The organism is Prochlorococcus marinus subsp. marinus str. CCMP1375 (genome assembly GCF_000007925.1).
In the GTDB taxonomy this organism is placed as follows: Bacteria; Cyanobacteriota; Cyanobacteriia; order PCC-6307; family Cyanobiaceae; genus Prochlorococcus_E; species Prochlorococcus_E marinus.
Map to the genome: position 1 here is coordinate 1077516 of NC_005042.1, position 25165 is coordinate 1102680.

At 34.9% G+C, this 25165-nt stretch carries 36 protein-coding genes; 20 read left to right on the forward strand and 16 right to left on the reverse strand.

Features of this window, described 5'->3' with window-relative positions; all coding sequences use genetic code 11:
• Window positions 1-25: 25 nt before the first annotated feature.
• The 6 genes from PRO_RS05665 to PRO_RS05690 all read left to right on the forward strand — a co-directional run bounded on the left by PRO_RS05665 (window position 26) and on the right by PRO_RS05690 (window position 5428).
• Entirely contained in the window at window positions 26-592 is a 567-nt protein-coding gene (locus tag PRO_RS05665) for a 5-formyltetrahydrofolate cyclo-ligase (RefSeq protein WP_011125300.1), read from the forward strand.
• A 50-nt stretch (window positions 593-642) separates the two neighbouring features.
• Window positions 643-1086, forward strand: coding sequence for a SufE family protein (locus PRO_RS05670; protein ID WP_011125301.1), 444 nt, complete (start codon window positions 643-645; stop codon window positions 1084-1086).
• Between the two features lie 40 nt (window positions 1087-1126).
• A complete protein-coding gene (locus tag PRO_RS05675; RefSeq protein ID WP_011125302.1) occupies window positions 1127-2446 on the forward strand; it encodes a homoserine dehydrogenase in 1320 nt (439 codons plus the stop codon).
• A gap of 144 nt (window positions 2447-2590) precedes the next feature.
• The gene (locus PRO_RS05680; protein ID WP_225866372.1) at window positions 2591-2767 is read left to right on the forward strand and encodes a hypothetical protein; all 177 of its coding nucleotides are present in this window, start codon (window positions 2591-2593) and stop codon (window positions 2765-2767) included.
• Between the two features lie 47 nt (window positions 2768-2814).
• On the forward strand, window positions 2815-4416 hold the full coding sequence (locus tag PRO_RS05685; RefSeq protein WP_011125304.1) for an ABC transporter substrate-binding protein: 1602 nt from the start codon (window positions 2815-2817) through the stop codon (window positions 4414-4416).
• Window positions 4409-5428 (forward strand): ABC transporter permease, encoded by a 1020-nt coding sequence (locus PRO_RS05690; RefSeq protein ID WP_011125305.1) that lies wholly within the window; start codon window positions 4409-4411, stop codon window positions 5426-5428. Before PRO_RS05685 ends, PRO_RS05690 begins: the two co-directional genes overlap by 8 nt.
• Here the strand turns inward: PRO_RS05690 and PRO_RS05695 are convergent.
• Window positions 5425-7050, reverse strand: a complete 1626-nt coding sequence (locus tag PRO_RS05695) for an alpha/beta hydrolase (protein WP_225866373.1) — start codon at window positions 7048-7050, stop codon at window positions 5425-5427. The genes PRO_RS05690 and PRO_RS05695 overlap by 4 nt on opposite strands.
• Here PRO_RS05695 and PRO_RS05700 point away from each other — a divergent pair.
• On the forward strand, window positions 7041-8303 hold the full coding sequence (locus PRO_RS05700; protein WP_036892288.1) for an MFS transporter: 1263 nt from the start codon (window positions 7041-7043) through the stop codon (window positions 8301-8303). The genes PRO_RS05695 and PRO_RS05700 overlap by 10 nt on opposite strands.
• Window positions 8304-8308: 5 nt before the next feature.
• Here PRO_RS05700 and PRO_RS05705 read toward each other — a convergent pair whose 3' ends face one another.
• Window positions 8309-8668 (reverse strand): DUF2834 domain-containing protein, encoded by a 360-nt coding sequence (locus tag PRO_RS05705; protein WP_036892290.1) that lies wholly within the window; start codon window positions 8666-8668, stop codon window positions 8309-8311.
• Window positions 8669-9002: 334 nt separating this feature from the next.
• On the opposite strand from PRO_RS05705, the gene PRO_RS05710 reads away from it, so the two are divergent.
• Both PRO_RS05710 and PRO_RS05715 read left to right on the forward strand, forming a co-directional pair.
• On the forward strand, window positions 9003-9827 hold the full coding sequence (locus tag PRO_RS05710; protein ID WP_011125309.1) for a carbohydrate kinase family protein: 825 nt from the start codon (window positions 9003-9005) through the stop codon (window positions 9825-9827).
• Between the two features lie 17 nt (window positions 9828-9844).
• Window positions 9845-10048, forward strand: coding sequence for a hypothetical protein (locus tag PRO_RS05715; RefSeq protein ID WP_011125310.1), 204 nt, complete (start codon window positions 9845-9847; stop codon window positions 10046-10048).
• A 178-nt stretch (window positions 10049-10226) separates the two neighbouring features.
• On the opposite strand, the gene PRO_RS05720 is transcribed toward PRO_RS05715, so the two are convergent.
• The 4 genes from PRO_RS05720 to PRO_RS05735 form a co-directional block, all read right to left on the reverse strand.
• Window positions 10227-10484 (reverse strand): hypothetical protein, encoded by a 258-nt coding sequence (locus PRO_RS05720; protein WP_036892294.1) that lies wholly within the window; start codon window positions 10482-10484, stop codon window positions 10227-10229.
• Between the two features lie 118 nt (window positions 10485-10602).
• Entirely contained in the window at window positions 10603-10797 is a 195-nt protein-coding gene (locus PRO_RS05725; protein WP_011125312.1) for a hypothetical protein, read from the reverse strand.
• Window positions 10798-10921: 124 nt separating this feature from the next.
• Window positions 10922-11473 carry a pentapeptide repeat-containing protein gene (locus PRO_RS05730; RefSeq protein ID WP_011125313.1) on the reverse strand — a complete coding sequence of 184 codons (552 nt, stop codon included), beginning with the start codon at window positions 11471-11473 and terminating at the stop codon, window positions 10922-10924.
• A gap of 124 nt (window positions 11474-11597) precedes the next feature.
• Window positions 11598-11780 carry a hypothetical protein gene (locus PRO_RS05735; RefSeq protein ID WP_011125314.1) on the reverse strand — a complete coding sequence of 61 codons (183 nt, stop codon included), beginning with the start codon at window positions 11778-11780 and terminating at the stop codon, window positions 11598-11600.
• A 315-nt stretch (window positions 11781-12095) separates the two neighbouring features.
• On the opposite strand from PRO_RS05735, the gene PRO_RS05740 reads away from it, so the two are divergent.
• Window positions 12096-12299 carry a hypothetical protein gene (locus PRO_RS05740; protein ID WP_011125315.1) on the forward strand — a complete coding sequence of 68 codons (204 nt, stop codon included), beginning with the start codon at window positions 12096-12098 and terminating at the stop codon, window positions 12297-12299.
• A gap of 56 nt (window positions 12300-12355) precedes the next feature.
• Here PRO_RS05740 and fldA read toward each other — a convergent pair whose 3' ends face one another.
• The 3 genes from fldA to PRO_RS05750 all read right to left on the reverse strand — a co-directional run bounded on the left by fldA (window position 12356) and on the right by PRO_RS05750 (window position 14852).
• Complete coding sequence (gene fldA / locus PRO_RS05745; protein WP_011125316.1) at window positions 12356-12877, reverse strand: flavodoxin FldA; 522 nt, start codon at window positions 12875-12877, stop codon at window positions 12356-12358.
• 482 nt (window positions 12878-13359) lie between these two features.
• Window positions 13360-13503 carry a hypothetical protein gene (locus tag PRO_RS09390; protein ID WP_011125318.1) on the reverse strand — a complete coding sequence of 48 codons (144 nt, stop codon included), beginning with the start codon at window positions 13501-13503 and terminating at the stop codon, window positions 13360-13362.
• Between the two features lie 263 nt (window positions 13504-13766).
• Window positions 13767-14852 carry a chlorophyll a/b binding light-harvesting protein gene (locus PRO_RS05750; protein WP_011125319.1) on the reverse strand — a complete coding sequence of 362 codons (1086 nt, stop codon included), beginning with the start codon at window positions 14850-14852 and terminating at the stop codon, window positions 13767-13769.
• 597 nt (window positions 14853-15449) lie between these two features.
• Between PRO_RS05750 and PRO_RS05755 the strand changes: the two genes are divergently transcribed.
• Complete coding sequence (locus PRO_RS05755) at window positions 15450-15662, forward strand: hypothetical protein (protein ID WP_036892297.1); 213 nt, start codon at window positions 15450-15452, stop codon at window positions 15660-15662.
• Window positions 15663-15839: 177 nt separating this feature from the next.
• Here the strand turns inward: PRO_RS05755 and PRO_RS05760 are convergent, their stop codons facing one another.
• Complete coding sequence (locus PRO_RS05760) at window positions 15840-16889, reverse strand: chlorophyll a/b binding light-harvesting protein (RefSeq protein WP_011125321.1); 1050 nt, start codon at window positions 16887-16889, stop codon at window positions 15840-15842.
• Window positions 16890-16922: 33 nt separating this feature from the next.
• On the opposite strand from PRO_RS05760, the gene PRO_RS05765 reads away from it, so the two are divergent.
• From PRO_RS05765 to PRO_RS09395, 3 genes are all read left to right on the forward strand, one after another.
• Window positions 16923-17228, forward strand: a complete 306-nt coding sequence (locus PRO_RS05765) for a hypothetical protein (RefSeq protein ID WP_011125322.1) — start codon at window positions 16923-16925, stop codon at window positions 17226-17228.
• A gap of 486 nt (window positions 17229-17714) precedes the next feature.
• Window positions 17715-17957: a hypothetical protein gene (locus PRO_RS05770; RefSeq protein ID WP_011125324.1), complete on the forward strand. Its 243-nt coding sequence runs from the start codon at window positions 17715-17717 to the stop codon at window positions 17955-17957.
• Window positions 17958-18090: 133 nt separating this feature from the next.
• Window positions 18091-18258 carry a hypothetical protein gene (locus PRO_RS09395; RefSeq protein WP_011125325.1) on the forward strand — a complete coding sequence of 56 codons (168 nt, stop codon included), beginning with the start codon at window positions 18091-18093 and terminating at the stop codon, window positions 18256-18258.
• A gap of 119 nt (window positions 18259-18377) precedes the next feature.
• Here PRO_RS09395 and PRO_RS05775 read toward each other — a convergent pair whose 3' ends face one another.
• Both PRO_RS05775 and PRO_RS05780 read right to left on the reverse strand, forming a co-directional pair.
• A complete protein-coding gene (locus PRO_RS05775) occupies window positions 18378-19436 on the reverse strand; it encodes a chlorophyll a/b binding light-harvesting protein (protein ID WP_011125326.1) in 1059 nt (352 codons plus the stop codon).
• A gap of 106 nt (window positions 19437-19542) precedes the next feature.
• A complete protein-coding gene (locus PRO_RS05780) occupies window positions 19543-19713 on the reverse strand; it encodes a hypothetical protein (RefSeq protein ID WP_164923232.1) in 171 nt (56 codons plus the stop codon).
• Window positions 19714-19942: 229 nt separating this feature from the next.
• Between PRO_RS05780 and PRO_RS05785 the strand changes: the two genes are divergently transcribed.
• The 5 genes from PRO_RS05785 (at window position 19943) to PRO_RS05805 (ending at window position 21552) form a co-directional block, all read left to right on the forward strand.
• Entirely contained in the window at window positions 19943-20050 is a 108-nt protein-coding gene (locus PRO_RS05785) for a high light inducible protein (RefSeq protein WP_011125327.1), read from the forward strand.
• Between the two features lie 14 nt (window positions 20051-20064).
• Window positions 20065-20274, forward strand: a complete 210-nt coding sequence (locus PRO_RS05790) for a high light inducible protein (RefSeq protein WP_011125328.1) — start codon at window positions 20065-20067, stop codon at window positions 20272-20274.
• Window positions 20275-20615: 341 nt separating this feature from the next.
• Entirely contained in the window at window positions 20616-20882 is a 267-nt protein-coding gene (locus tag PRO_RS05795; protein ID WP_225866374.1) for a hypothetical protein, read from the forward strand.
• 187 nt (window positions 20883-21069) lie between these two features.
• Entirely contained in the window at window positions 21070-21210 is a 141-nt protein-coding gene (locus tag PRO_RS05800) for a hypothetical protein (protein WP_164923233.1), read from the forward strand.
• 111 nt (window positions 21211-21321) lie between these two features.
• The gene (locus PRO_RS05805) at window positions 21322-21552 is read left to right on the forward strand and encodes a hypothetical protein (RefSeq protein ID WP_011125330.1); all 231 of its coding nucleotides are present in this window, start codon (window positions 21322-21324) and stop codon (window positions 21550-21552) included.
• A 64-nt stretch (window positions 21553-21616) separates the two neighbouring features.
• On the opposite strand, the gene PRO_RS05810 is transcribed toward PRO_RS05805, so the two are convergent.
• From PRO_RS05810 to PRO_RS05825, 4 genes are all read right to left on the reverse strand, one after another.
• Window positions 21617-21832: a hypothetical protein gene (locus PRO_RS05810; protein WP_011125331.1), complete on the reverse strand. Its 216-nt coding sequence runs from the start codon at window positions 21830-21832 to the stop codon at window positions 21617-21619.
• A gap of 136 nt (window positions 21833-21968) precedes the next feature.
• The gene (locus PRO_RS05815) at window positions 21969-22235 is read right to left on the reverse strand and encodes a DUF2470 domain-containing protein (RefSeq protein WP_011125332.1); all 267 of its coding nucleotides are present in this window, start codon (window positions 22233-22235) and stop codon (window positions 21969-21971) included.
• Between the two features lie 42 nt (window positions 22236-22277).
• Window positions 22278-22940, reverse strand: a complete 663-nt coding sequence (locus PRO_RS05820) for a DUF3386 domain-containing protein (RefSeq protein ID WP_011125333.1) — start codon at window positions 22938-22940, stop codon at window positions 22278-22280.
• Window positions 22941-23338: 398 nt separating this feature from the next.
• Window positions 23339-23554: a Nif11-like leader peptide family natural product precursor gene (locus PRO_RS05825; protein ID WP_011125335.1), complete on the reverse strand. Its 216-nt coding sequence runs from the start codon at window positions 23552-23554 to the stop codon at window positions 23339-23341.
• 341 nt (window positions 23555-23895) lie between these two features.
• Here PRO_RS05825 and purT point away from each other — a divergent pair, with 341 nt between their 5' ends.
• The gene (gene purT, locus PRO_RS05830) at window positions 23896-25077 is read left to right on the forward strand and encodes a formate-dependent phosphoribosylglycinamide formyltransferase (RefSeq protein ID WP_011125336.1); all 1182 of its coding nucleotides are present in this window, start codon (window positions 23896-23898) and stop codon (window positions 25075-25077) included.
• Window positions 25078-25165: the final 88 nt, after the last annotated feature.

The following is a 25165-nucleotide window of genomic DNA, read 5'->3' on the forward strand; positions in this document are numbered from 1 at the left end:
TAAAAACATTAAAGTAATTTATTAAATGGAAAAATCTAATGACAAAAATGCATTAAGAATAAAGTTTAAAAATATAAGGAAAGCAACCATTTACAAACAGCAAAAACTGATATTTGAGCAAGCAAAGAAATTAATTAAAAGCTTTACTGAAAATCAAGTTAAAGAATCTTTAATTGGCATTTACTGGCCATTAGAAGATGAAGTTGACCTTAGATCTTTAAGAAGATTAAAAGGAATATCAATAGCTTTACCTGCATGCATGAAAAAAGGCGAGATAACTTATCACCGATGGACAGAGAATCCTTTAAGTAAAGATGAATATGGTATCCCTGCTCCATTAAGCCAACCGCCTCTAAGCCCAAGCAAACTTAAACTGTTATTGGTTCCTGCATTAGCTGTAGATAATAATGGAATACGACTAGGATATGGTGAAGGCTGTTTTGATCGTCTTAGGCTCAAAGCTATTTGGCAGAAAATACCTGCCTTCGTTGTATTACCAAAAGCTTGTATAGCCCAATCTTTGTTACCAAAGGATGAATGGGATATTCCCTTTAATGGATGGATCAATGAGAAAGAATCTTTCCATATATAAATCTAGCAAAGCTGGATATTATGTTATTAAAAAATCCAGGTCCAGACTTTATGGGTGAACAAACTAATGAGCCTCAATGTAAAGACTTCGGTAGTCATGCGCTAAACGAAATTGTTGCGAAATTAAAATCAAGTTCTGAGCCTCGTAAACGTTATGAATACTTGCTTTTCTTAGCCAAAAAGCTACCTGTCTTATCAATAAATTCCCTTAACAATTCCATGCAAGTAAAAGGTTGTATTTCAAAGGTATATGTCATTGGTGAACTTAAGGGTGGGAAATTATTCTGGCAAGGGTATTCAGATGCATTAATAACAAAAGGTATGCTCTCACTTCTAATTAAAGGCCTTAACAATTTAACGCCTAAAGAAGTTCTGAAAATAGATCCATCTTTTATAACTGAAACAGGCCTAAGTAGCAGTCTTACCCCTTCTAGGGTTAATGGGTTTATGAACATATTTCTCAAAATGAAAGCTCAAGCTGGAACATTTTTATAGATAGCTTTCATTAACAAAACAAAATACATACAATAAATTCATGAATAATAAAATTGGAATAGGCCTACTTGGTCTTGGAACAGTAGGTACAGGAGTAGCAAACATTGTTAAATCTCCAGACGGAAGGCATCCTTTAGTTTCCAAAATTGAGCTAACTCGTATAGCTGTTAGAGACATTGAAAGGTCTAGAGATATCGAATTAGATCAATCAATACTTACAGATGACCCATTCGAAGTAGTAAAAGACCCAAATGTCCAGATTGTTGTTGAAGCCATAGGCGGTATTGAACCCGCTAAAAGTCTTATTCTTCTTGCTATATCATTAGGGAAATCAGTTGTTACAGCAAACAAAGCTGTTATTGCTAGACACGGAAAGGAAATTTCAGAGGCAGCAAATAATGCTGGTGTTTATGTACTTATAGAAGCAGCTGTAGGTGGAGGCATTCCCATAATTGAACCTTTAAAGCAATCTCTTGGAGGAAATCGCATTAGAAAAATAACTGGAATTATTAATGGAACAACTAACTATATTCTTAGTCAAATGGCTAAAGAAGATGCCAACTATCAAGATGTTTTAAAAGAAGCTCAAAATCTTGGATATGCTGAGGCCAACCCAACTGCCGATGTTGATGGTCATGATGCTGCAGATAAAATCTCAATCCTCAGTGGTCTTGCCTTTGGTGGATCTATCGATAGAGAAGGAATATCTACCAAAGGAATAAGCACTCTTGAAAGCATTGAAATAAACTATGCACGTCAACTTGGTTATGAAATTAAACTACTTGCAATAGCAGAAAATCTATCTATCAATGCTACTACAGCAATTAAATCTATCCCTTTAGGTCTGCGTGTTGAGCCTACTTTTGTTCCTAAAGAACATCCTCTATCGGTTGTAAATGGTGTAAACAATGCCATTCTCATAGAAGGAGATCCAATAGGAGAAGTAATGTTTTATGGGCCAGGAGCTGGGGCCGGAGCGACTGCATCAGCAGTAGTAGCTGACATACTGAACATAGGAGGAATAATGTTAATGCAAAAAGAAGATAAGACACTCGATCCTCTTTTATCTTCTAATAGCTGGCGAGATTGCTTTCTAGCTAATGCTCGCGAAATTGAACACAAAAATTATGTCCGATTAATTACAGTTGATACTCCAGGAGTTATAGGCAAAATTGGAAATGTTTTTGGAAAGAATAATGTTTCGATTCAATCAATAGTTCAATTTGATTCAAGCCATGCAGGAGCAGAAATTATTGTAATCACTCATAAAGTCAGTAAAGGACAAATAGAAGACTCCTTGTCCGAGATAGAACACTTAGAGGAGGTCATTCAAATAGCTGCTCATTTGAGTTGTCTTTGAACAAAGTTAAACATGGCAAAAAATCGAAAAAATTGTTAACTATATAAAAGTTGAGATTTTCTCAACCAATCACTCACTGGTCCACATTTGTTCGGACAAAATTAATCAAAGAACATAAGGATGCAGTCTTACAAAGCTGATTCAATGCCCACAGAAAACCTTAATCAAGGTGACTGCGTTCAGCTGTTAGACGAAGAAAACCTTTTTCAAATAATAGGTATTGATACTGAGCATGAGAAATGTTGGGTAAGACAGTGGCCATTATTACCTAAAGGTTCTCCTGTATTCGAAATATCAATCCAACAAATTGCATCCCCATGAAAGAAATTTAAGAATATTGTTAGTTAAAAGTGAAAGAGAATGATTTCATGAAATTTCTAAGCAAACCCAAATTTAAAAAAAATTTAACTCTAACAATTAATTTCGTAGCTATTTTATTAGTTGTCAGCCAAGTATCATGCAAATCGGATAGGAATTCTAAAAATATAGTTCTTGCTAGTAATGGGAAGATAGAGTCTCTAGATCCAGCACAGGCAAACAAACTAATTGCCATTCAATTAATAAGTAACTTAGGTGATACCCTCTACAGAATTAATTCTAAAGGGTCTCTAATACCTAGGCTGGCAATGGATATGCCTAGAGTTAGTAATGATGGGTTAACTATTTCTATACCTCTTAGAGAAGATGTTCTTTTTCATGATGGAACGATTTTTGATGCAAAGGCAATGGCTTTTAGTATTAGGCGTTTTATAAAAATAGGAACCCTTAATTATATAATAGATAATCGGATTAAGTCTATAGAGACACCTGAGAAATTTCTTCTTAAAATTAACCTTTCAAGACCTTCAAGTTCAATTAAAGGATTACTCACATCTATCAATCTTACACCAATATCTCCAAGCTCATACTCTCAACATCAGAACAAGTTTTTAAACAATAATTTCATAGGAACTGGTCCATACAAATTAAATAGCTATTCTCCCGAAAGGCTAAGTCTTGTTCCTTTTGAAGACTATTGGGGGGAACCCCCTAGTAATTCGGGCATAAGTTATATAAATTTCAATACCTCAACAGCTCTTTTTAGTTCCATAAAAACAGGTCAAGTCGATATACTTTTATCGCATTCATTAGAAGATGGTCATAGACTCGCACTACATAAATTATCCAAGAAAGGTTTGCTTCTTGAAGAAGAAGGGCCTCCGATGCAAATTGGTTATATTGTTTTTCGTTCAAACTCAAAACTTTTAGAAAGAAAAGAGATTAGACAAGCCCTTTTATATACGATTGATAGAAGTTTGATCTCTAGACAAGTAAGCTATGGGTTAAGAGAACCTTTGAAATCTTTAATTCCCCCTATATTAAATAAAGAAGGCAATTCTATATGGCCAAGTTATAATATTGGATTAGCATCAAAATTGTTTAGAAACTCTGGCTTATGTGATAACAATAAACTTGTTCTTCCACTAACTTTTAGATCTAATGTTCCTGCAGATAAACTCTTAGCGCTTACTTGGCAAGAACAAATCAAAAGAGATCTATCAAACTGCTTGGAATTATCATTAAATGGTGTTGAATCAACAACTGTATACAAACAACTAGCTGAAGCAGTTTTTGATGCTGTAATACTTGATTGGACAGGAGGATATCCTGATCCATATGCATATTTATCACCTTTACTTGATTGCAAAAAAATAAATAGAGATTTATGTGAAGAAGGAGAAGCAGTATTTGGAGGAACTTTCTGGGCTAATAGTGAATTACAAAAATCCCTAGAAAAAAGTGAGACTTTATTTGGAGACAATAGGCTTAATGAGTTAAAAAAAGTTGAAAACCTTGCAAAAGATGGTGCTGCTCTTTTACCAGTTTGGATTGTTAAACCAAGAGCATGGAGCAAAACAAACTTAAGTCAACCTAAATTTGATGGAAGTGGGAAATTGCTTTTAGGTGAAATAATTAAAACAAATGAATAGAGCCAGATCACTTCTTAAATACTCGTTAACTAGGCTGGCTTTAGCTCCTGTTATGTTATGGCTTATTTCTAGCTTAGTTTTCTTATTACTAAGAGTTGCACCTGGCGACCCAGTAGATGCAATATTAGGCAATCGTGCAGATTATGCAGCACGAGAAGCAATGAGAGCAAAATTAGGTTTAGATATCCCTCTAATAAATCAATATTTTAAATATCTAAATGGTCTTATCCATGGAGATTTAGGACAATCTTTAAACAACCAAGAATCTGTAAGGGAAACAATTGCAAATACCTTGCCTGCGAGTATTGAATTAGGAATTATTGCATTATTAATAGCATCAATTATTGGCCTTATAGTTGGATTTACAGGAATCGCTAAGCCTGAAGGTAAAACAGATCTTGCAGGACGCTTATTTGGGATTGGCACTTATGCCTTACCTCCATTCTGGGCAGCAATGCTCATCCAAATGCTTTTTGCTGTCGTTCTTGGATGGCTTCCTGTTGGAGGGCGATTCCCGCCAAGCCTTTCACCTCCTCAAGGGAGTGGCTTTTTAATTTTAGACAGTATTAGAAAGGGCGACTTGGATGCTCTTGGAGGAGCAATTAGGCATCTTGTACTTCCTGCCAGCACACTAGGGATTTTACTAAGTGGGATCTTCAGTAGATCTTTAAGAATTAATCTAGAGAAAGTACTTAGTACAAATTATATTCAAGCTGCTAGTAGTCGGGGCATAAAAAAATCTCAAATTATTTTTTCTCATGCTTTGCCTAATGCATTGCTACCGGTTCTTACAATAGCTGGTCTTACGATATCCTCCTTAATTGGTGGTGCACTTCTAATAGAAGTTACATTTTCATGGCCAGGGATAGCATTAGGACTAAAAGAGGCTATAAGTCAGCGAGACTACAATATGGTTCAAGGTATTGTTGTCATTATTTCAACTATAGTTGTTATGGTTAGTCTAACTATAGACTTATTAATTGCCTTTATAGATCCTAGAGTTAAATATTAGTTGGCTATAATTTTTTTAATAGAAATACGATCTATAATATGAAATTTTAAATTTGTTGATAAATTATTTGTTTTCACAGTTAAAGGTTTTTCTTTTTCAAGGTTATCAAGGAATCTAATAATTTCTGTTGCTAATATACTTCTAACAGAGGAAGGATGTGAGCCAACCAAAGCATCACTAATCTGATATATGTCACTATTAATGGTTTGATCTTCTTGCTCATCTACTTCAATAGGGGAAAAATGACTTGCTCCTTCAACAATTAATGCTCTACTAAACTTATTTGGCTTAGTAGAAAGAAGAAGGCCCAATTGTTCTGAAATAGCAGGAGTTATCAGATCAAAAGTACCTCCTGTTAGAAAGACAGGTACATTTGTTTCTGCGCTTAAAGATTCAGGCCATAGCAATTTACCAAAACTATTTATACCTACAATTGCGGACAAATAAGATATTCCTTTAGTTTTCTCTAAAGGAATATCTACTATTTGGCATTGAAGGAGCCTAGAAAGATTTGTTATTGATAAATCATATAAAGCTTGATTACAACGACCTTCCAAACCTTTCTGAGGTAAAGCTCCAGAGGCAAAAAATGCGGTCAACGCCCCTAAAGAATGACCCATCAGAACAAGTCGCTTCCCTTTTAAATCAATAGTTCCTTCTTTCTTGGCTTTCAAAACAGCTTGTAAATCAGCTAAGCGGTAAAGAAAGACTTCTGCACCTCCAGGGAAGGGGTCCGTTCCTTCCACAAGTGAATGCATCGCTTTTGTATTGCTGCCAGGGTGATCAAGAATAACCACTTCCCATCCCTGATGACTCAAGCTTCTTGCAAGCCATCGGAAATGATCTTGGTCTCCTCCTAGCCCAGGCATAAACGCAATCCAATTCTCCCTAGAAATTTTTCTTTTTAAAGGCTTCCAAACCTGCACTTTCAACTGTTCAGATCGATGCGATGCATTTATGGCTACGAATTCATTTAATGACTCCTTCAATCCTCTATCAGTATTTTGAAGAGGAGTTAAAAGGCTTACCTTTGGAGATAGATCTCTCAAGTCGGTTAAAAGTTTTTGTTGAAGTTTTAACTCATTACGCCAGTTGTCTAAGACCTTAAACCATCCATCTAAATCAAGATGAATTACTTCTGCCGGTAAAGCTTTTAATAGATCTAATAAAGAAACAGTTTCTTGCTCTTCCAAAAGGATCTCAAGTGTATTAAAAACTTTTATTCCAGTTTTATCTTGATCAAGAACAACCAAATCACTAATTTGATCTAGTAACTTTCGCCCTACCCAACTTCTCAAAAGCTGTCTAGCCATACTTTTATCTTTTACAAGAGGTGTTTCAAGAAATTCTGATAAAGCTTCTCTACTTTTAAAGCCAAGCATATTAAGCCAAAAAGAAAGCTCTGACTTGTTGGTTGGATCTATTAATTTGTCAGAGTTTTTTTTATTGAGATCACTATTCCAAAGATTTAATTCATCTATTGGGATAGGTATAGTCATATCATCAAAATGAAAATCAACTCTTTCTGCAGCATGAAGCCAATTACCTGTGCAATTTCCTGCTGTCAGAATTGCAAGCAAACAACTAGCTATTATTCTTCTTGCTGAGAGAATTGAATACAACGACAAATATCAAGAAGTGGTGGAACCAGTTTCCCGCAAAATTGCGCAGAATCACAATATGTCGATTTCTAGCATCAATAGGTGCTGGTGGAGTGTTGTATTTAACACCATTAGTTTTCAATAGTCTTTCTTTCAGTGGCACTCAAATAGGGCTAGGTTTTTGCGCTGCTGCTATTGCCGGAACAATTTCTAGGCTATTTACAGGTATATGGCTCGACAAAGGAATTAGTTTCTCAACCCCTCTAAGAGTTGCAGCCTTATTTGCTGTGACTGCTGACCTAGTTCTTTTTGGAGCATATACAACCACAAGATATTTGTTAGGAGAAGTGTTTTTAGGATGCGCTGCTGGTTTTTACTGGCCATCAGTAGAACTAGCTGTGCCTATATGTTGCGAAAATATCAGCTCAAGTAAAGGTTTTGCTTTGGCTCGAAGCGCCGATGCACTAGGAGTAAGTATAGGAGCATTAATAGGTTCATTATCATCAACTATTGGCCATATACGCTTTGTATATGTAATAGAAATATTGTGTATGTGTTTACTTATAGCCCTTATAAGTAATAAGAAATTCTATAACTTTGCTAAAAACAATAGTATGGTTAAAAACAAGGCGACCAAAATATCACTTGTACCAAGAATTGACAAGATCTATTCATTGATAAAAACACTATATCCTATAATTATAATTAGCATTCTTGGCACAGGTGTGCTTTGTTTAATGCAAATTGGATTACAACTTGATCTAGCAAAAGGTGGTATATACAGACCTGCGATAGAAGATAGTTCTATAAGTTGGATTGTAGCCTATAAGCTCATCTTACTTTTAGTGATTCAATGGCCTATTGGTAGATGGTTATCAGAAAGAAATGTAAAGCTTGGCTTAAAACTATGTCTAATTAACTTCTCAATTGGTTCATTAATACTATGTATATCAAGCTTTTATATTAATGGTTTGTTTCTATTTTCTACAGGTTTGATAGCTATTTCTATAGGTATTGCAATGTTCCTGCCTACTGCAACTGAAACAATAGTCCAAGTATCTCCACTAGAGCAACGCGGAATCTCTATGGCTATTTACTCTCAATGTTTTGGCATTAGCTTCCTAATTTTTCCAATAATTGCAGGCAAAATAATCGATAATCAAGGAACAGGAATGCTGCTTTGGTTATTAATAAGTATTTGCTCACTTTTAGTATATCCATTAACAAATAGAATAAATCCGATTAATAAAGTTAAAGTTAAAATTAATAATTAAATAATTTAATTTATTTCTTCATTTTTTAATTGTATTATTCTACGTTCACGAAGGAAAAGGAATAGCGGTGCTGAAAAAGCTATTGCAATAGTAAATGTCCCTACGACAACTACCCAAAAATGACGAATACCCAACCTTCGAGACTCGACGAACATCCAGACAAATACAGCTGTTGCTAATATAAATAGATCGAAAGACAGAGATCGAGAGGCCGGATTGCTATTAGCCAAAGCTATAAAATTAAGCAGATCAAAACCAGGCCCATAATCTTTAATGAATTGGATATTTGCAAGAGTTGGCATGACAGCCCCAAAAACGGAGAGAAGCAAATACACAACAGATATCAAATTAATGTTGGGTTTCATTGTTTTTAAATAGCATTAATTAATAGTAGATGATCAGAATAAACCTTACACCTTATTCTCAAGGCAAGAGAGTAACCGTCTGAATAATCTAAAAGTGCGTGGCTATATATTATATTTAAATGAAGACAAATGATTCCTTTTATTGATATATTTAGAATTAAGTTTAATACTTTTAAGAGGATAACAAATTATACTTATCTCTAAATTCTAGAATCTCAAGTTGAGTATAAGCAATGCCTCTTGAAGTATTGCTTTTAATAAATAAGATTGCTTTATATATTGCAAAGATAAATAATTTAGTCGAGTATAAGCAAGAAGAATTAAGCAGAATAATATGAGTGGAAACAAAGAGCTCAAGCTTGCTGTAGTAGGTCATATCGAATGGGTGTCCTTCCTTTCCGTTGACAAAATGCCTAGACAGGGCTTGATAAATAGAAGTAATAATTTTAAAGAGGAGCCTGCTGGGGGCGGAGCAGTCGCAGCAGTACAAATGTCAAAACTAACTGATGTGCCTGTTCACTTCTTCACTTCTCTTGGTAATGATTATATAGGTGAAAAAAGTTTTGAGCGGCTTTCTTCATTTGGCATCACTATGCATACAGCTTGGCGAAATAAACCCACTAGAAGAGCTCTAAGTTTTATCGACAACAATGGGGATAGAGCGATTACAGTCATAGGTGAAAGGCTGCAGCCTCAAGGAATGGATGATTTACCCTGGTCCATATTAAAAGAATTTGATGGAGTTTTTATTACTGCTGCTGACAGTAAAGCTATTCAATTTTGCAGAGAAGCAAAGATTCTTTGCGCTACTCCCCGAGTAAAGTTTAAACATTTAAACGATGCAAATATACAATTAGACGCCTTAGTGGGAAGCAACCTTGACCCTGACGAAAAAGTCCACAAAAACAGCTTATTAATCAAACCAAAGGTCACTGTCCTAACAGAAGGTGAATCAGGAGGAATAGTCAATCCTGGTGGAAGATATAAAGCTGTTGAACTTAGGAGTAAAGCAATAGACAGTTATGGATGCGGAGATAGTTTTGCTGCTGGCCTAACATATGGAATGGCAGCAAACATGGATATTCAAAAAGCAATTAACTTAGGCGCAAAATGCGGTGCTGCATGCGCAACTCAATTTGGTCCTTATAATAGTAGATAGAAGAATCTATTTAGAACATGGATAGTACAAATAAAATAAGCAATAAATCTAATGAGAAAGATCTAGTTTCATTATTTATCTCTATATTATTAACAATGATAATTATTTTTATTGAATCAATCTATATTTTAATAAGAGCAATTGACAAAGGAATTTTAAAAAAAGAAGTTCTTTCTAGAAAAAGTAATCTAGGCTTTGATATTGATATTATAATAAAGTAATATCAAATCTATTATTGGATTATTACTTGTATAAGAAAATCAGATGTTGATAAAAATTAAATAAGTAGCTTTTAGCAAATTAATATCTAATCAAGCAAAATTTATAAAGATAAAAATATTTACTAGTTTTTCTTTGTTTGCATCCTAAAGGATTTTGATTAAAGGTAAAGCATCAGGCTTAAGCTGCTTTGTAATGTTCACGAAAGTCCCTATTAGCCCAATGTAAAAAGTCGTCCTCTAATCTATTTGAAGAATAAAGTCTTTGCTTAATCTTATTAGATTCTTTAAAGCTATCCAAGGAAGTAATATCTGTTCGATTATCTAGAGATTCCTTATGCTTAAAAGAAAGCTCTGTCAACATAGCTCTATGTTTTTTAGCCAGTTTTTCTATTGAAAAGCCTTTTGGGGCTGATCTCTTTGGCCAATAATCACTCATCAACCTATTTACTAATAAACCAAGCAAAGCATATATTTATATATAAGCAATAGAGGAACGCAATTTCATGCTTAAATCAAACATGAGGTGATCAATCATCTATAAAATGGGGCTTGATCTAATTTGATAGATGCGCAAGCAGCTTCTCTTCACAACGAATTAAATCTATGCAATTTGGATGATCATGGATATATTTATTAAATTCCATAGCAAGCATTCTTGCTTCAAAGGAATCACTTGCATAAAAGCAATTTTCTTGCCTCCCATTATCGAAGGATCGATAACGAACGGTATAAGGTTTCAAGGGAATCATTGACTCCTTAAATTAGGATGTCAATTTAACTATCACTCTTTGAGAAGGGTAATTACCAGCTATGTCTTCCAATGAATATATTCATCAGAGGGTGCGTCAACACCAAGAAAATAATTCGTAAGAATTAGCTCCCAGGCATAGGAGGCTTGTATCCAACTCCTCGCTCTGAACACTCAAGGCTTTCCCTAGTAGATATACCAGTTTGAGGATTTGTTCCTTCTGCAATTTCGCACAAGTTCCGTTGATCATCACTATCAAGAACAGCGTAGCTAAAGTCAGCTCCTTCAATTTGAGCTCCAGCAAAACTGCTCCCCGAAGCAATCATATTTACAAGTACCGCATTCCTTAAATCCGTTTTTTGAAAATTAACTCGATCAGAAAGAGTATCTGTAAGATTAATACCGTTTAGATTTGATCCTTTCAAATCAGCTAAAGTCACTACAGTCCCATGTAAGTCCACATCACTTAAATTCGAATCCCTTGCAGTTGCTCCAGCAATAGAAGACTTGGACAAGTCCTGTCCATGAAGGTCTATACCTGTGATCTGTGAGCGAACATAGTTAGGGACTTCATCCCCTACATTTAAAACAGCTTCTACTGATGATGCAGGTGAAAAAATGAAGGTCAATACTATAAAAATTCCAAATATTCTTCTAGCAAGATGAATTGATGACATTGGTTTTAGTCACAACTAGATTGTTCTTTGATTATCATGCTTAATTGAAGTATCAATAACATAATAGATGTAACCATTAACTATTTAAAAAATTACAGGCAGGTATATTTGATTGACTCAAGCTTCAAAGAGGACTTCCTGAGAAATATTGATGAACAGCCGTATTAGTCCAATAGATTCCGATGCAAGACATAAGGACTAAATTTAGAACTACTAAAGCACTACCAATAACAAAAGAATGCTGAAATCCACTGGTTTCGAACTCATCAGATTGATTAGGAATTATCGAATCAAGCTGCTTATTCATCTTTCCATAATTGTAAAAATATCAAAATGGAATATAACCAATTAAACCAAGCGGTGCGTTCATTTTCGATACTAATTAAGGGAAAAGCCTATTTCAATAGAATTGCTTAACGATTGGCTCTTAACCTATCTAGCCTTGAAATCTCTTAATTGTATTTAATTATGGATAATCATTTTGAACCTATTTGTTAGATCTCTAGGAAATACTATTGTCTCCCAAGGAAGAAAAAGTAGTTGCTCCAGAATTCGATATTGTTAGAATTAGGATCTTGCAAACCACCCATCGAGTATTAGCATTTTAAATTCATAAAGATCTATGTCCACAAGTAAAAGAGAAGAAATCAGCTCACATCTGCGTTATATACGCCAAGAGCTAAGAGACCTAGACCAAATTCTTACTCAAGATGGCTTGCTACCAGAAATAACTGAGTTAAAAGAGGTTTATAACTCATTAGATGCTTTGCATCAACTTCTTACAGGAAAAATAAAGAAAAAACCTAAACCCGAATTTGATGATTAATTTTCCTGCAATTTATAAATAAGCCTTCTATCTAAACATATATAGCTTTTAAAGGTTTATAAACCAGGCATTTCACCTTTAAGCTGTGTAGCCCATTGGGATATTCTTGCATCTGTCATATCTGATTCACTATCCTCATCTAAAGGAAGTCCACAAAATGTAGAGCCTACAACACTTTTTGATTCATCAAAAGTGTAATCATTAGTGCTTACATAACCAACCATTGTCGCTCCTGCTTGTTGAAAGTATCTGTGCAATTCTTCCATAGCATCGCAATAGTTTTCTGTATAAGTTGATGAATCTCCTAAGCCAAATATTGCAACTTTTTTGCCAGTTAAATTTAGCTCCCCTATCTCATCAAGGATAGTGTCCCAAGCTGTGCCAGACCTTTCTGAATCTGCGCCAGTATTCCAGGTAGGAATGCCACATATAATGCCATCATGATTAGAAAGCTCACTGAGGTCATCAACATCGGACATATCTTTAGGTGACTCAGCACCATCCAATAATCCATGAATTCTTTCTGCTATGTCCTCAGTTTTCCCTGTAGTTGTTGCGAAATAAATCCCTACTGTCATTGTAATTTGTAAATCAAATATGTCCTAGACGATCCTGAAAAAGAATGAAGTAAAGAAATCACTTTCTGAAGTTTAATCTTATACCTATCAAAGTAACCATCGATTCACCCCGGATAGATGAATTCAGAGAGTCCACTATGCAAGCCGTAAGTAATAAGTATAAAAGACATCACGCCAAGACTTAGCAACATAGAGGTATAAAGTCTATTGACACTGTAATTAGCTTCTACAGGTGTAAAATCAGCTATCACTAATGATTTTCTAGAATACTTAGATCTGTCAATTAAACCAGATGGCTTTATTGAAGATGAATTGTACGTTGCAGAATAGCTTTGTACTTTACTGTCTTCGTTGAAAAATCTAGGGAACATATAAGTGTGCCACAATGCTATTACACAAACCCAGAAGATAAGGCTTAGGCCAGAAATACCAAATAAAAAATACTTAAAAAATTCCATGAAAAAATTAATTAAATGTTTGAACTAACTCAAAGGACTATTTCCTGAAGATGGATTCCCCTCTATAAATTTTCCTCTTATATACATAAATATGCAAAGAGTTCCAATAATAATTGGTGGATGAAGAGAAATCATATTACTGACAGCTTGTATTTCCTCAGATGTCATAGATTCTATTCATTTGATTTGTATAAGTTAAACCTTTATTCCATCAAGGTATGTGACATAGGTAAACGAGTAAAGAATTTTATTTTACTTTTTAAGAGATCATTTATTGAAGATCATTGTAAAGAATAGTTTTTCTAGGACATATTTAAAAATGCTTTTACAAGAAATAAAAACAATAAAAAAGCCTTGTCTATTGACAAGGCTTTTTTATTGAAAAGGTTGCTTTAACCCAATTCAAGTCAAACAGCTAAAGAGAAATTAGATTAGGACTTAATTGTAAAAGTTGCCTTCTGCTCATTACCTATAGAAGCGGTTACATTCTTGAAATTAAACCCTAAAGCTCTCAAAGCATGCCAGAAATGTCCTTGAAGGAAGAAAAATCCAAGATAGTAATGAACATTAGTTAGAGCAGCACGAGCAGAATGCCCCCAAAATGCTGTCGCATCAGAAAGGTCTCCTGTATCAACCCAATAAGGTGAAATAGCGAATTTAAATTGCAAAGGCTCTCCATACCATGCTTCTGGATAAACAGTGGTATTAGAAGCACACCAGAAGGCTGCAACTATCGCCATCCAACCTATGCCTGCAAGAGACCAGGAAAGTACAGCTTCTGCTGAAAGTAATTCTGAACCTTTGAATTTGCTCCACTCACCAAGCTTCTTATCTTCCCAAGGGGTTGATCCAGCAACAATGTGAAAAGCTCCTCCAGTTATTTCTGCAAAAGCTAAGAAAGCATGACCACCCATGACATCCTCAAGGCTATCGATGGTAATGAAATCAAACTGCCTTTGCCAAATCATAGAAAGATCAAGATTGTAATTGACCTGACGAATAGCTCCTAAAGCTGGATCATAAATTCCATGAATCCTTGCCCATTCAACGAACCAAGCACAAGCAACACCCATGAAAATCAAGTGATGACCAAGAATGAAAGTCTGATTATCAGGATTATTCCACTCAAGCTTGAATTTCTTAGCTTGTAAAACCTCACTATCTTCTACATTCTCATCAAAAAGAATTCCGTGAAGAAGACCTCCTCCTCCATAAACCATTGAGAGAATAAGGTGCACAATTGCAATAGTTGCTACACCAACACCTGTCCAAGCACCAGCTTCATCAAAGCCAATACCAATTGAGGCAAGGTGAGCCAAGAATAAAGAGCTTTGGTGCCCCATAGGTATTTCTGGGTTGTACCTAGCCAACTCCCAAAGAGTGCTACCACCAGCCGCAAAGCAAATCAATCCTGTATGGCCTACATGAGAGGCGATAAATCGGCCAGAGCGGTTGGTAACCACAGAATTACCAGCCCACCATCCATAGGTAACTTCTGGATTTCCATAGGTCTGCATAATTTTTAAGCAATACAGGCAAATATGCAATGCAGATTACACTGTGCTCAATAGATATGCGCAGAATAGTTAAAGGTCTTTATTTAGTTTGTGAGAATTTGTGAGAAATATCTTTTAATCTGTAAAAAAAAACTGACCTCCTAAGGCTATTTCTCTAAAAATTTTCAATTCTTAATTGCCGAGCAAGAAATTCAAAATGACTGCAGCGCAATGATTTATACAATTAAAGCAAAAAGTTTTTCTTTAGGGAGCGAGCATCGCACCGTTTAATTATGAAGTCAAAATAAAAAAGTAAAATAAATAAAAAAATCATTAAGAAGTCAAGCAAAGCTGACTTGACCAGAAAAATGAGGGAATAAAACTTCACCCTAAGAACTTCTAAAGCTCTTATTTTAAAAATCTCTTGTTGTGGAAAGCGCAAGCATTCAAACTAATCAAGGTCAAAAGCACAACATCATATTGAACTGAATGCTAATTAATTAACCAAGAGTTCCTTTTTTATTTTTTCTAGATTTCTTTAATTAAATGTCAAAAAAACTTTTTCTTGCAAATAGCCTTAAAGTCTAGGTTATAACTTACCTAACTTTTATTGACTTGATGATTGATTTCTCGCATTTGCTGGATTTCGCAACGCAACTACCTCACCCATCAGATATAGGTTTAGTAAAGCCATCAGGTGGGTTCCAACTTCTGCCAGTTGTATTTGGAATACTTGCAATTATTCAAGTGTCTCAATTCCATTGGTATGCAAGAGACTGTAACGATCCTGAAAAGTTTGAAGGAACGGAAAGGCAAAAATTATCACGTTAACAATCCGACAAAGCTTTTAAAGATAAATTAATTTTTTTGATCGTTCCAAAAAAGAAGCAGAGATAAAAATCTCTGCTTCTTTTTTATTTTGCTTAAAAATCAAAAATATCAAATAAAAAAACCCCTATAAAAACAGGGGTTTTTTAACCTAATTAAAAATAAAGAAAGGCTTTAAATTCAAAGAGTCCTTGGAATACCAAATGGACCAGTTTTATCAAGCAGGCGCTTGAAATCAAAGCCCATAGCGCGCAATGCATGCCATAGATGGCCTTGAATAAAGAAGAATCCAAGGTAGTAATGAACATTTACCAAAGCCGCTCTAGTTGTATGGCCTAAGAAAGCTGTACCACCAGGCACAGTATCTATCCAATAAGGAGAAACACCAAACTTAATTTGAAGTACTTCTCCATACCAAGCCTCAGGATAAACAGTTGTATTTGTTGCAGCCCAAAAAGCAGCAACACATGCCATCCATCCAATACCAGCTAATGACCAAGAAAGAATTGCTTCCGCTGAAAGTAATTCTTTGCCCTTGAATTTTGTATAAGTTCCAATTTGCTTAGTTGCGATATGGAAAGCGCCTCCTCCAAGCTGGAAGAAAGCTAGGAAGGCATGCCCTCCCATTACGTCTTCAAGACTGTCAATGGCAAGGAAATCAAATTGATGATTCCAAATCTGAGTGAGGTCAAGATTGTAATTAACTTGACGTATTGCTTCAATGGCAGGGTCGTAAATTCCATGAATCCTTGCCCATTCAACAAACCATATATTGGCAACACCAAAAAACAACAAATGGTGACCAAGAATAAAGGTTTGATTGTCTGGGTTGTCCCATTCCAATTTGAACTTTCTAGCTTGTGGTACTTGTGAATCCTGCATATCTCCAGTGAAATATACGGAATGCAAAAGTCCTCCTCCTCCATAAACCATAGAGAGGATTAAATGAAGTATCGCGATATTGGCTACACCAACACCAGTCCAGACTCCAGCATCATCAAAGCCAATGCCGACAGATGCCAAGTGAGCGAGGAAAAGAGAGCTCTGATGACCCATAGGCAATGAAGGGTCAAATCCTGCTAATTCAACAAGCGTGGCTGCACCGCACCCAAAGGCAATAAGTCCTGTATGAGCTGCATGAGCTGCAATAAATTTGCCTGAGCGGTTGGTGACTCCAGAATTACCAGCCCACCACCCGTAGGTGACGTTTGGGTTTCCGTAGGTCTGCATAATTTTTTTTGAGCGAAAAAGGCGCTATTCCCCATGAACACTACATGGTGCTTCCTTAAAATGTACGAAATAGTTAAAGGTCTTTATCTAAGAGAAATAAAAAAACATTTTTCAACATGCAACGAGATGAGATTTTCTGTACTCTTTATGTATATCTATAAGGAAATTTCCCAACAAAACCTCGATTCAATAATTTCTCTGCTTCACTCATCAGATTTATTAGCAACTATTACTGTTGTTGGTTTCAATACTCTTGCAGCAATTTTTGGAGTGATCACTTTTATTCAAGTGACTCATTTTGTTTACTATGGATTCGATGCAAATGATCCATCCAACTAACTGATCTTGGCACTAATTCAAAATTGGTTTTTCAACACAAAAAAGCTCCTCCTAAAAACGGGGGCTTTTTTAAAGTCAAATAGTGCTGCTTAATTTAAGAAATCCATTAAGAAAGCCTCTAAAAGTCAAGTTTTTAATCAAGAAAAATTCAATAAAGTTTTTTCCCATTAAAACAACCAGATATTTGAAAGGCAAAACAGTCAAATTTGATCTCAAAAAATTTTTGATTATCTCGGAGATTTTTTGCGTTTTAGAACCATTAAGCCTAATGACTACCAACTGGGCAACTATTAGCAAAGTCTTAGTTCCCGTTAAGAGAAATAATTATTTTGGGACTGTGGTGGTGATGGCCCAAAATAATTTCCGCAACAAATTCATTTATTTGACCTTGGTATATAAATATTTTTATTTGTTTGTCAATGTAAGTAGAGTTTTAGCCTCTTTTGGAAAGCTGATGTAAAATCCTCTGAGCGCGGGTTTGGCAAAGTGGCCACCTGGGTTATCTATAAACAAATTTGCAAACCATCTCAAATGATTATTGATCCAACTCATTTACTTGATTTCGCCACCCAATTACCTCATCCATCTGACATTGGAATCATTAAACCTACCGGAGGTTTCAATTTAGGAGCTGCTCTTTGTGGTTTAGGTGCATTCTTCGGTGCTTCTCAATTCTTCTATTACTCAGATGATTCTAAGAGAATTGATCCTTGGGCAAAAAGAGATTGATCAATAGGTTCTAGGAAATAAAAACCGAAAATCTCATTGCAAAGCACCTTCTATTTAAATATCAATTAAATTAAATAGAAGGTGCTTTGCAATGCTTCCCATATATCTTTATAGAAAATTGCATTATTCCTAAATGATCGATCCATCTCATTTACTTGATTTCGCTACTCAACTCCCTCATCCTTCAGATATTGGAATCATCAAACCATCTGGCGGATTTAACTTAGGAGCAGCTTTAGCTGGTCTGGGTGCTTTTTTTGGAGCCTCCCAATTCTTTTACTACGCCCAACAAAAAGATTGAAAGTCTTGGAAACTTCTCTTAAATCAATCTCTAAATCATCTATTTAATAGAAAAGAGAACCTCATAAAAAAAGCCTCGCTAAATAGCGAGGCTTTTTTTTATGGGGTAAAACCTAATCCTTAAGAAGAAGTAGATTCAGTTAAACCTCCTATTGCCTTAGCAATTCTTCTAAAATCAAAGCCTAAAGCACGCAAAGCATGCCATAAATGCCCTTGAAGACAGAAAAATGCAAAGTAATACTGCACATTCACTAAGGCTGCCCTTGATGTATGTCCAAAGAAATACTTGCAATCTGAAGTATCTCCAGTATCAGCCCAGTAGGGAGAGATGCCAAATTTGAATTCCAATGGCTCCCCATACCACTCTGTTGGATAAACAGTAGTATTAGAAGCTGCCCAGAATGCTGCGACTACACCCATAAGGAATAGACCAGCTAACGACCAAGAAAGAACTGCCTCTGCAGATAGCAATCCATCCCCTTTGAATTTGGTGTATTCACCAATTTGTCGTGTTGCTATATGGAAAGCACCGCCACTTATTTGTAAGAAGGCCAAAAATGCGTGACCACTCATTACATCTTCTAGACTATCAATCTTGATGAAATCAAATTGATGCCCCCATACCATTCCAAAATCTCCATATCCAGGGAAAATTGTACGAACCTCCCCTAAAGCTGGATCATAAATTCCATGGACTCTTGCCCATTCAACGAACCAAATATTGGCTACCCCTAAGAAGATCAAATGATGACCAAGGATAAAAGTCAGATTATTTGGGTTGTCCCATTCCAACTTAAATTTATCTACTCGGCCAATTGGACCTTCGTTTAGATCTGGGTCGAAGAAAAGTGAGTGTGCTAATCCTGCTCCGCCATAAACCATTGAAAAGATTAGGTGGAAAATTGCAATAGTTGCAACACCTGCTCCTGTCCAAACACCAGCTTCATCAAAGCCAATTCCAAGAGAGGCTAAATGAGAGAGGTATATAGAGCTTTGATGCCCCATTGGTACTGAGGAATCAAAACGTGAAAGTTCCCATAGACAACTTGCACCAGTTGCGAAGCAAATAATTCCTGTATGACCAACATGAGAGCCAATAAATCGGCCTGCTCGGTTGGTAACTACAGAATTACCAACCCACCACCCATAGGTGACATCTGGGTTTCCGTAGGTCTGCATAATTTTTTTTGAGCGAGAAAGGCGCTATACCTGATGAAGGATACATGCTGTGCAATAGATATCGTCGGAATAGTTAGAGGTCTTTATTTTTAGCAAGAAGTTTTTTTTATTTTTCTGAACAAGAACGATTTTGAGAATCTTTTCGGGAAATAACTTGTTCTTTTCGGGTTAGAGAATGGATGAACTCTGACAAATCAGCCTCAGAACAGTTAGTGATTTTCATTATTTCCTGACAGAATTTTTTTAATTGTTCCGTTTGAGAAAGCTCTTCAGACATGGGGTTTTAAATAAAGCGAAACGGAAAGAACTAAAAAATAAGATCGCACTAGCCAAATAATTATAAATTTCTTTAATGCCAAAAAGATAGGTCCGAAAAATCAAAAAAAAACCTTTCAAAAGCACAAAAGGAATCGAATCTCAATCAAATCAAATAGCAACTTTCATTAAATGCTTTACAAAGCTTTACAAAATATGTAATAATGCTTTACATAACTTCACTACTTCTCATGACTCCTGAAGCAGAAAAATTTAACGGTTGGGCCGCAATGCTTGGCTTCGTTGCAGCTTTTGGTGCTTACGCAACCACAGGGCAAATCATTCCAGGAATTTTCTAACCACTAAATACCCCATGACATCATCCGCACAAGCTCAAATAACAACAGAATCTGGCAATCGTCAGAACATGTTTCCAGTAGAAGCTCAACCTCAGCTAGTTGAAAATTATTCTGGATATATAGAAGATGCAGAAAAAGCTAATGGCCGTTGGGCAATGATCGGCTTTATAGCGTTACTAGGTGCTTACCTAACATCAGGTCAAATAATACCTGGAATCTTTTAAATTAAGATCAAAAATATTAATAGCAGTAGATTTAGGCTCTTAATTCTCATACTGCTTTAATAGGAATGGTTACTGCTAGTATTTGGCTACACTTTTTCCTTAGAATTGCAAATACATTTCGATCTATTTAATCTATAAATTGATTGAAATGTATTTCTATAAAATCATAATTTAAAATATATATTAGAAAACAATTGATTGCTAATATAAAAAATTAGAATAATTTTATTGTCTGCTAAGCAAATCTGCATAAAGTAAATTATAAATAAATTTAAGTTAGAAAATTGTTAGCCCCTACAAAAAGCCAAATCATAGCTGCCTCATCAGCATGGATATCTGCCTTGTTAAACTTGTTACCTGGTTTAGGGACTGGATATCTATACCAACGAAGATGGAGAGCCTATTGGATCACAACCATAATTTCTGCTTCCTGGGTATATCTTGATTTTTCTAGACAGATATCAATAGATCCCTCAGACCCAGCTTCTATTCAAGCTAATAATGGAGGCGTATTAGGCTTGCTGATCATTTCTATAGTCACAGCTATTGAAGCTGCAATAACAGTAAAAAGAGAAAGAGACAGGTGCATTGCAGACCATGGGGATTGAAAGACTTCGACTTGCTCGGAATAAAACAATTTAAAATCTTTTGCTCTACATTGCTTTAATGCCTTTGATTAAAAGAAAAATCCTCCTTTGAAAAATTTGTCAGCCAATATACCTTTGTAATATCTTTCTTTAATTTTTTTTTAAATCACCCATTATCGACTAAGGTCTGTTGAAATTTCAAAAAATCTTGAACGGATACCAAGAGCTAATCATATCTTTTTACTTATCAGTACTTGTTTTTGCTGTGATATTTTTTGAGGACAGTGGCGATGATGATGATGAAGGCGGTGGATTAATGCAACCTGTTTACCAAGGATCTAGAAGCTAACAAACTAAATTCATAAACTTTGGCAGCTCCTTAGATAAACCTGTCCTTGAATATTAAATTTAGGGGCTTTGGCCAACAAAAGGTTAGAATATAAAGAGAATCTTAAGAGCAATGCAATATTTATCTGGTCACCCGGACATGAGCATTAGAGTTATTGACTCTTATTTATCTGAAAGGCTTAAGTCTCTTCAAGGAAAGGACAGGAGAGCTCTGATTATGGAATTTAAAGAATGGTTGATAGAAGAGAATTCAGATGGAGTGGATATCTGGACTATTCCAGATTTGACTGACGAGGGCTTATGTGACTTCTTTAAGAGGGCTATTTCAAAAAATAGTTTTTAATTAAAAGGTAAACAAGAATATTCAGCGAATGAGGTAGGCGGCGTCCTTTTTAATTGAAAGCAATTTATTCTTCAATATCTTCATTGTCATTTAAATCAACAGCAGTTGCTAATGCCTTAACAAAATCTGAGAAGTTACATTTTTCTGTTCCATCAGCTCTTTCAATTCCATAACCAGCTGCCATGCAAAGTGCATCTCCATTACCATCGAAATCATTACGATGATCAGCTAAATAAGATGCCAGCTCTTCTCCAGTTAGTTTTTCAACCTTCTTTGCCATTTTTCAAGATCTTTCTATTTTTATAAAATGGCAAATATAAAAATGAATTTGGCCTGAAAGTTATAAATTTTAAAAATTGCCTACTTAGCTTAATTCCTTGGGTATGAATTCATTTAGAAATTATTCCTTAAAACTATTATTCAGGAATTGATTTGCTCATTGAGACCAAAGTCTTGTGAGCATCTGAACTATCTATAAGAGTATGGTCAAATGGAATCTGTAAGTCGTTCCCGTCTACCTTTAATTTCATCCATAATGAAGTTATTTCTAGCATTTCTACAGTTGATACAGAATTAATTCCACCATAATGAATCGCATATTTGGCAAGTGTATCCTTATGATCACTATTCATATGGTTACAAATCCTGGCACTGACTTCAGTTGTCATAGGATCATTAGTCATAAGAAATACTCTAAAATCTATAATAATAATATTGGTAATTCACTAAATTTCTTGCAAGTCCAAGAAAGAATACTTTTCTTTAGTATAAGGAGAAGAATTAAATTCCTCCTTTTCAATTTCCCTACTATTTAAAACCCAAATACTAGAGTTCTTTAAAGGTTTAAATTCATCTCTAAATAAAGATTTACCAGAAGTAGGCATACCAGAAGTAGGATCATAATATTGACTACTATAATTTCTACTTAGATATCCATTCCCAGTATCAACAGTTTCTATAGTATAAATTTCAACTATAACTCCATGTATATGCCTAAAAACCATAGTTACAACATTGTTTTTAATTCTATATTTATCCCCTACATTTTTACCTCCAACCAATACCTCTAGCCCATATTGATTAATATCACCAGCAGTAAAAGTATTCTCACCGTGAACTTTTTCAAATCCACGTCTAACTCTATGAATTGCCACTTCCCACAATTGTGATGAAATTGCTTTAAGTACTTCCTGATCAGCTATGCCGGTAACATTCGATTTTAGATCCTTCCCTAATAAAAATGACCCTTCAACTACTTTAATTCCATTATCCCATATACAGGAACCTTTATAACCTTTAAATTCATCGCCCCAGGTATAACGATTTTCATAAGCATTTTTGAACAAGATTCTGCAATCATTTCCTTCTATTTCTTTTGACTGGTTCATTTTTCTAATTTTTAAATCATTAATAAAATGAATCCTAGTCGTTAAAGATAGAAAAAAGCAATCATAATGTGGAAGTATGATTGAAGATTATTAATAAAAAAAGAAATTTCTCTTTAAACCAAGACCTGCTATAGGTATTAGTTTGATCTTAAGTTAATATCATATTAATTCAAGCAAGAACTTTGGCCATCGAACCAGAAGTTATTCCAAGCAATAGCAAAGAAGGTGAAACCGCTTCAGTCATATACCCCAATTGGTTAACAATTTTACTTCTAATATTTTTCTTCTTTATAATTTATATCTCTATAAAGACAATTTTTACACTTACTTTAATTGCAATAGGGTTGATTTTTATTTTAAATCAAGCAAGGAAATTAATTTCTTAATATCTAGTAAATTTAATTATATTCTCCTGGAACATCATTTTTTTTAACAGTAACTTTTCCTACTTTGCCTCCTGAGAATCTAAGAAGCTCATCGCCTGAGAACTCATATCCAAGTTTTAAAGCTATTTGAGCTACATCATCTGCAGTTGAACATGACAAAACATTAGCTTTAAGAGAAGGCTCATCCTGCATTTTCTGTAAGAAAGCCTTGAGTTGATCAAGTGCCATAAACTAAGCTTAAAAGCTAATAATTAATTTACCAATCTAGCAAATAGAAGCAAAATACTAAGAAATTTTTCACACTACTATTAATTTTTTCAAATTATTAATAAGTAAAGCCTAACAATAGTAAATTGATAATATTTTGCAATTTTTAGTTAGCCTTTAGGCAAATAGTTTTAAATAAAATAGAATAAAAAGCATCAATATTTAGATGTGAATTAGAAATTCATAACTATGCTAAATGGTTTAAAATTATTAAGATGAAATTATATTAATAAATAAGGTTGCTTGAATTTATAGGTTTTTAGAAGTCGTGAGAAAATAAATTAGTAATAAGCCAAACAACAATGACTATCTTCCCAAAAACTTTAATGCTTCTAGGTAGTGGAGAACTTGGGAAAGAAGTTGCAATAGCGGGGAAAAGACTTGGGTGCAAGGTAATTGCTTGTGACAGATACGAAGAAGCTCCTGCTATGCAAGTTGCTGACTTAGCAATAGTTTTAGATATGAATAATCACAATAGTCTTCAAAAAACAATTAGAGATTATAAGCCGGATGTTGTTATTCCAGAGATTGAGGCACTGGCTGTAGAAGCTTTAAAAGATATAGAAAAAGAAGGCATCAATGTAATTCCTAATGCAAGAGCTACTGCAATAACAATGAATAGAGATCAAATAAGAAATCTTGCAGCAGAGAAATTAGCAATCAAAACAGCAAACTATGGTTATGCCTCAAATATAGAAGAATTAAAAGAAGTCTCTAAAAAGGTTGGTTTCCCTTTATTAGTAAAACCTGTAATGAGTTCATCTGGTAAAGGACAAAGTCTTATAAAAGATAAAAATGATCTAGAAAAAGCTTGGGATCTTGCTATTAAGGAAGCTCGCGGAGATTCAAAGCAAGTAATAATAGAAGAATATATAAATTTTGATCTAGAAATTACACTCCTAACAATAAAGCAAAGTAATCATCAAACAATATTCTGTCCCCCGATTGGGCATGAACAAAAAGGTGGCGATTATCAATGCAGTTGGCAACCTCAAAAACTAAGCTTTGATCAATTAAAAGAAGCGAAGTCTATTGCAAAAAAAGTTACTAATGAACTTGGAGGGATTGGTTTATTTGGCGTAGAGTTTTTTATTAGAGGTGAAGAAGTCATATTTTCGGAATTATCCCCAAGGCCTCATGACACAGGCCTTGTAACACTTATCAGTCAAAATTTAAATGAGTTTGAATTACACCTTAGAGCAATCTTAGGACTCCCAATCCCAAGTATCGAATGTGTTTCTCCATCTGCTTCAAGAGTAATTTTATCTCAAGAAAGTTTTGCAAAAGTTGCTTATAAAGGAATTGAAAAAGCTTTAGAAATTCAAAATAGTAAAATTATGATCTTTGGGAAACCAAACACAAAAAAAGGTCGAAGAATGGGTGTTTCACTAGCTCAAGGGAAAACCCTTGAAGAGGCAAGGTTTAAAGCAGACAAGTCAGCAAAATGTATTCAAATTTTTGAAGCAAAAGAAGCTCAAAGCTAAATATGGTTCCAAAAGCTACTGAAATACCCAAGCAATAAGGCGATTTGACTAGCCAGAAAAGATCTCTTAATAATTACTAAAGGACTTA